This window comes from Paenibacillus sp. SORGH_AS_0306 (assembly GCF_030819345.1).
Taxonomy (GTDB): domain Bacteria; phylum Bacillota; class Bacilli; order Paenibacillales; family Paenibacillaceae; genus Saccharibacillus; species Saccharibacillus kyungheensis.
Map to the genome: position 1 here is coordinate 3740759 of NZ_JAUTBP010000001.1, position 6742 is coordinate 3747500.

Sequence of the window (6742 nt, forward strand, 5' to 3'; positions counted from 1 at the left end):
ACGGTTTAGTCTTGTACGTTTACTTTACTTAATGTATTACGGATCAATTGCGCGCGGTACATATCGCTTTCTCCTGACCCCATTTTAACACCGAATGTTTTCTGAAGAAAACCCGGTTGTGTCATTATCGTTAATTCGTTCATTTGTGTGACCGAAGCTTTGTCGATCAGACCTAGATCTACGCCTAGACGCACATCTGAAATGCGTTGAAATGCTTCTTTGGAATCCATCATTGTTGCATAAGATAGTATTCCATACGAACGCATAATGCGATCTGTAACACGTAACTTCGATTCACTGAGTAGACGACTGCGAGCATGATGTTCATACTCAATCATTTGCAACACAACACTATGCAAGTTATCAATGATCTCTTCTTCTGATAAGCCTAATGTAATCTGGTTAGAAATTTGAAAAATATTTCCGATCGCTTCACTACCTTCTCCATATAACCCCCGTACAGCGAGCCCTACTTGAGATACAGCAGATAATACACGACCTACCTGATTCATAATAGCTAATGCAGGTAAATGTAGCATAACAGACACTCTAAGCCCTGTACCTACATTTGTTGGACAACTGGTAAGATAACCTCTACGATCATCAAAAGCAAAGTCCACTACATCTTCAAAAGCATCATCGATCTGAGTAGCACGTTCCCATGCTTCTTGCAATTGAAAGCCTGGATACAAACATTGAATACGCAAATGATCTTCTTCATTGACCATAATACTAACGGATTCATCATCTGTTAGCAGAACAGCTCCACTTTTGGAGTCATTCAACAAATTCGGACTGATCAAATGTTTTTCCATCAAGACTTGTCGATCTACATCTTCTAATTCATCCAAAAGCAATGGCTCAAACGGTCCGAGAGCTTGAAGTGCTTCATTACTTAGCACTTCTGTTAGCTGGTTCCGTGTCTCTTGCGCCTGCTCCATATTTGCCAGAATCGGGAAAGGGTGATGTATCAGATTACGGGCTATACGCACCCTACTACTGATAACAACATCCGAATATTCTCCGCCCTTTTGCATCCAATCGCTCAAAGGTTTTTCTGTAAAACGGAGATTCGGCATAAGTTATTCCTCCTTATGACTCCTGTGAAATTTGTTTTTCTAGCTCGCGTATTTCATCTCTTAAATGTGCGGCCTCTTCAAATTCCTCATCAGCAATACGCTGTTTCAACTCTTGCTTCAAGTCAGTCATTTGACGTTTGATTTTTACTTTGATCCCGCCTCGTTTAGGAAGCTTACCGGCATGAGCAGTACTACCATGCACTCTTTTAAAAAGAGGATCTAATTGATTATCAAACGTTTTGTAACAAGAGCTACATCCAAATCGTCCTAATTTACGAAATTGAGTATATGTCATACCACATTCTTCACAATGGACATCTTCACTGCATTGACCGGCGAGTTGCCCTTTACTGCTTGAATCAAAATCCATCAACCCTGACAGTAGACTGTGAATCGAAAAGCCTCCTGAAGTTCCTGGAATCAATTCACCTTTTTCACGGGCACAAGTTTCACAGATATGAAACTCATTTTTTTCACCATTTACAATCTTTGTAAAATGAAGAGTTGCCGGTCTTACCTGACATTCTTGACAAATCATCATGTATTGCCCCTTTCTCCCGAATGATTAGGGACGAAGTAATGCAATCAACATCGCCTTCATCATTCTTGCACGGATCTCATCCCTGTAGGGAAGCTTGATCGAAATAACATCTCTACATACTGCTGCACGCATCAGTTCCGCTTCACGATTAGAAATCACTCTAGCTTCTAGCAACTGGTATAGTAAACCTTCAGCAGCTGTCTGACTCATATGCTGTCCAATACTTTCATGAATATGAGTATGAAGGATAGCTTGAGCAGGCAATTCAAGACGCCGTATACGAATATAGCCACCACCACCACGTTTACTTTCAACCAGATATCCTTTTTCCAATGTAAAACGTGTACTAATTACATAATTGATCTGCGAAGGTACACAAGAGAATTGATCAGCTAACTCGTTACGCTGTATTTCTACTGCTCCTTCTCCACTATCTTGCAGCATTCGTTTTAGATATTGTTCGATAATGTCGGAGATATTACGCATTGTATATTCCTCCATCATGTTTTAAAACATTTACTTATTCTAAATTTGACCCATTTATCATAAGTTCAAAATAGCAGATAAATATCACTTAACCATAAACCTAATCGTAAGAAACCAAAGAAGACAGCATTTGATGATACAACAATAGATTCATGAATAATCTGATCATTATAATCAAAAGTTCATAAATCTTATTTACCATCAAATCGTCAGGCATATTCACGTCATCTAATAACTGTATTCATCATTACTTTGACTATGCGCTGACTTTGACTTTCTTTGACTTTAAATTAATTATAACATATTTTCAGAATTTGCCAAGGGGTTACAGCAAAATATAATACAGAAAATCATATTTTTTAGAATTTAGTTTTTCACAATCGAATTAAATATTAATAATCTGATGATATATCGTTTTTATAATATATAGTTCTTGCTATCGTTTACTATTCTTAATATCGTTTCTTAATATCGTTCTGGAAGTATTTGGCTTAATATCATTCTTGTAGTATTTAAGTTTCATAAAGACTGGCCCCTAATAATATTTCCCTAATATCTAATTTTTATAAAAACTAGACCTTGACACTTTTTTAACAATACGTTACAATACAACAAATTCAATATATTGAAACGGCCATCGAAAGGAATCCAACCTGGAGGCGTTCTCGCCAAGAGATAGCATAAGCGAATAGTCACTGCTTGCTATTTCCTAAGTTAAACGGTTTTCGCCCGTTATCGCGAAACCTAAGAGGATCAGATACACTATCTGTATTTGATCAAGTTGGGTGGCACCGCGAGCAAAAAGCTCCTCGTCCCAAGTGATGAGGAGCTTTTTTGTGCATTTTACCTTTATATTAGGAAAAAAGGAGCGGTTATTTTATGTTAGATATCCAGTATATTAAAAATCATGCTACAGCATTACAAGAGGTCGCAGATCAAAAGAAAATAAGTATATCTATTGCAGAACTTCTTGAAAAAGCTCAACTTAAAAATCAGTACTTGCAACAAATCGAACAACTCCGTCAACAACGAAACCAATTAACACAGACAATCAGTAGCCATATGCAAAATAAATCGGTATTGCCTACCGACACTGTCCACCAGCTTAAAGATCAGGTGAAACAAATCAATCTACAACTTCAGCAATTGGAACAAACCAGTCAATCTGTTCAACAACAGTATGCTCGATTGATGGAATTAGTCCCTAACTATGTTTCTCCAGATACTCCGATCGGTCAATCAGACGCAGATAATATCGTTATTCGTACATGGGGAACACCACAACAGTTTGCATTTCCTTTTAAAGATCATATCGAACTAGGCGAAATCCATCAGATGATAGATATTACAAGAGGAGTCAAAACAGCAGGAAGCCGCAATTACTATTTAACAGGGGCAGGTGCTCTATTACACAGAGCGGTTCAACAACTTGCTTTAGATACACTACTAGCCAAAGGGTATACTCCTATGGAAGTACCTACATTGGTAAGAGGCTCTGCATTAAGTAATACAGCTTTTTTCCCTTTAGGCATTGATCAGACATTTAAAATAGAGAACGAAGATAAATGGTTAACAGGAACTTCTGAAGTCGCTCTTGTATCTTATTATCAAGATGAGATCATTGATCTGTCTCAAGGTGCTATTCGTTTAGCAGCAGTTTCTCAAAATTTCCGAAGTGAAGTAGGATCAACCGGTAAAGATGTACGAGGACTTTATAGAGTTCATCAATTCGCTAAAGTCGAACAAGTTATCTTTTGTGAAGCTAATGCCGAGATATCTGAGCAAATTCATCAAGAGATCACAGCAAATGCAGAAGAATTACTTCAGTTGCTAGAACTTCCTTATCAAGTAGTAGCCGTATGTACAGGCGATATGTCTCAAAAAACCTACAAACAATATGATATTGAGACATGGATGCCAAGCAGACAAAGTTATGGTGAGACTCACTCTTCTTCTAATATCCATGACTTTCAAGCTAGACGAGCTAATATACGTTATAGAGATCACGAGGGACAGCTTCAGTATTGTCATACTCTTAACAACACAGCTGTGGCTTCACCGCGTATACTGATCCCTTTGCTAGAAAATCATCAACGTGAAGATGGAAGTATCTATATCCCTGTGGCACTTCGACCTTATTTAAATCACAAAGAGCAACTATAAATATTTATACCTTGTAATAACTTCATAATTATCTTTTAAAAACGATCTTCATGTTTATTTAAGTGTAACAATTTAATTAGGTGAAATAGCGGAATCAATAGATCTACATCTATAAAACAAATCCTATATGTAAAAAACAGAATCATACAAAATAACATATAAATAAAAGAACACTTCTTTTGCTCAAAAGAAGTGTTCTTTTTTATGTATTTCGACTAATTTAGTTATTTTAATAATTGTCTTAAAACTCTGCCAAACAAGTATCTACTTATTATGAAAGAGAATTACAATGTATGAAAGATAATTAGAACAAAAAAAGAGCGACTCCTACAATCAGGAATCACTCTTTTGGGTCTTGCGCGTTGCTTGGCAACGTCCTACTCTCCCAGGACCCTGCGGTCCAAGTACCATCGGCGCTGGAGGGCTTAACGGTCGTGTTCGGGATGGGTACGTGTGGAACCCCTCCGCCATCATTACCAAACAGGCAGGTGTGTTGCTCCCTGAAAACTGAATCCGAAAACAAAAACATCGCGTGTTAGCTTGTTGGATAAGCCCTCGACCGATTAGTATTGGTCAGCTCCATGCCTTGCGGCACTTCCACCCCCAACCTATCAACCTCGTCGTCTACAAGGGGTCTTACATACTGGGAAATCTCATCTTGAGGGGGGCTTCACGCTTAGATGCTTTCAGCGCTTATCCCTTCCGCACGTAGCTACCCAGCGATGCTCCTGGCGGAACAACTGGTACACCAGCGGTGCGTCCATCCCGGTCCTCTCGTACTAAGGACAGCTCCTCTCAAATTTCCTACGCCCACGACAGATAGGGACCGAACTGTCTCACGACGTTCTGAACCCAGCTCGCGTACCGCTTTAATGGGCGAACAGCCCAACCCTTGGGACCTACTTCAGCCCCAGGATGCGATGAGCCGACATCGAGGTGCCAAACCTCCCCGTCGATGTGGACTCTTGGGGGAGATAAGCCTGTTATCCCCAGGGTAGCTTTTATCCGTTGAGCGATGGCCCTTCCATGCGGTACCACCGGATCACTAAGCCCGACTTTCGTCCCTGCTCGACGTGTCTGTCTCGCAGTCAAGCTCCCTTATGCCTTTACACTCTTCGAATGATTTCCAACCATTCTGAGGGAACCTTAGGGCGCCTCCGTTACACTTTAGGAGGCGACCGCCCCAGTCAAACTGCCCACCTGACACGGTCCCTGTACCGGATCACGGTACGAGGTTAGAACTCAAATGCGATCAGGGTGGTATCCCAACGGCGCCTCAACCGAAGCTTGCGCTCCGATGTCTACGGCTCCCACCTATCCTGTACAAATCGCACCCCAGTTCAATATCAAGTTGCAGTAAAGCTCCATGGGGTCTTTCCGTCTTGTCGCGGGTAACCTGCATCTTCACAGGTATTAAAATTTCACCGGATCTCTCGTTGAGACAGCGCCCAAATCGTTACGCCATTCGTGCGGGTCAGAATTTACCTGACAAGGAATTTCGCTACCTTAGGACCGTTATAGTTACGGCCGCCGTTTACTGGGGCTTCGGTTCATAGCTTCGCTTGCGCTAACCACTCCCCTTAACCTTCCAGCACCGGGCAGGCGTCAGCCCGTATACTTCGCCTTGCGGCTTCGCACAGACCTGTGTTTTTGCTAAACAGTCGCTTGGGCCTTTTCACTGCGGCCCCCTCGTGCTATTCACACTACCGGGGCACCCCTTCTCCCGAAGTTACGGGGTCATTTTGCCGAGTTCCTTAACGAGAGTTCTTCCGCGCGCCTTAGAATTCTCTTCTCACCCACCTGTGTCGGTTTACGGTACGGGCACCTGCTTCCTGGCTAGAGACTTTTCTTGGCAGTGTGAAATCATGACCTTCGCTACTACAATTTTCGCTCCTCATCACAGCCTGGCCTTGCGGTATGCGGATTTGCCTACATACCAGCCTCACTGCTTGAACGGACATCCATCAGTCCGCGTCACTATCCTCCTGCGTCATCCCATTGCTCATAACGGCTTTCGGTGGTACAGGAATTTCAACCTGTTGTCCGTCGACTACGCCTTTCGGCCTCGCCTTAGGTCCCGACTTACCCTGAGAGGACGAGCCTTCCTCAGGAATCCTTGGGTTTTCGGCGGATCAGATTCTCACTGATCTTTTCGTTACTCATACCGGCATTCTCACTTGAATGAGGTCCAGCGCTCCTTGCGGTACACCTTCAATCTTCATTCAACGCTCCCCTACCCCTGATACGAATGTATCAAGCCATAGCTTCGGTGGTGTGTTTAGCCCCGTTACATTTTCGGCGCAAAGTCACTCGACCAGTGAGCTATTACGCACTCTTTCAATGGTGGCTGCTTCTAAGCCAACATCCTGGTTGTCTGTGCAACTTCACATCCTTTCCCACTTAACACACACTTGGGGACCTTAGCTGATGGTCTGGGCTGTTTCCCTTTCGACAATGGATCTTAGCACTCACT

4 protein-coding genes and 2 rRNA genes (1 of these 6 only partly in view) are annotated in these 6742 nt (G+C 42.2%); 1 reads left to right on the top strand and 5 read right to left on the bottom strand.

Annotated features, from left to right (window positions below):
* Positions 1–5: 5 nt before the first annotated feature.
* Genes mcsB through QE450_RS16570 form a run of 3 tightly spaced genes read right to left on the bottom strand, consistent with a single transcriptional unit; the run spans position 6 to position 2106 of the window.
* A complete protein-coding gene (gene mcsB, locus QE450_RS16560; protein WP_204827245.1) occupies positions 6–1079 on the bottom strand; it encodes a protein arginine kinase in 1074 nt (357 codons plus the stop codon).
* 13 nt (positions 1080–1092) lie between these two features.
* Positions 1093–1617 (bottom strand): protein-arginine kinase activator protein McsA, encoded by a 525-nt coding sequence (mcsA, locus tag QE450_RS16565; protein ID WP_273616361.1) that lies wholly within the window; start codon positions 1615–1617, stop codon positions 1093–1095.
* Positions 1618–1644: 27 nt separating this feature from the next.
* Positions 1645–2106 carry a CtsR family transcriptional regulator gene (locus QE450_RS16570; RefSeq protein WP_307300668.1) on the bottom strand — a complete coding sequence of 154 codons (462 nt, stop codon included), beginning with the start codon at positions 2104–2106 and terminating at the stop codon, positions 1645–1647.
* An 879-nt stretch (positions 2107–2985) separates the two neighbouring features.
* Here QE450_RS16570 and serS point away from each other — a divergent pair.
* Positions 2986–4269, top strand: a complete 1284-nt coding sequence (gene serS, locus QE450_RS16575) for a serine--tRNA ligase (protein ID WP_307300670.1) — start codon at positions 2986–2988, stop codon at positions 4267–4269.
* 364 nt (positions 4270–4633) lie between these two features.
* Here the strand turns inward: serS and rrf are convergent.
* Positions 4634–4750, bottom strand: a 5S ribosomal RNA gene (gene rrf / locus QE450_RS16580).
* Positions 4751–4812: 62 nt separating this feature from the next.
* Positions 4813–6742, bottom strand: a 23S ribosomal RNA gene (locus QE450_RS16585) (it continues 994 nt past the right edge of the window).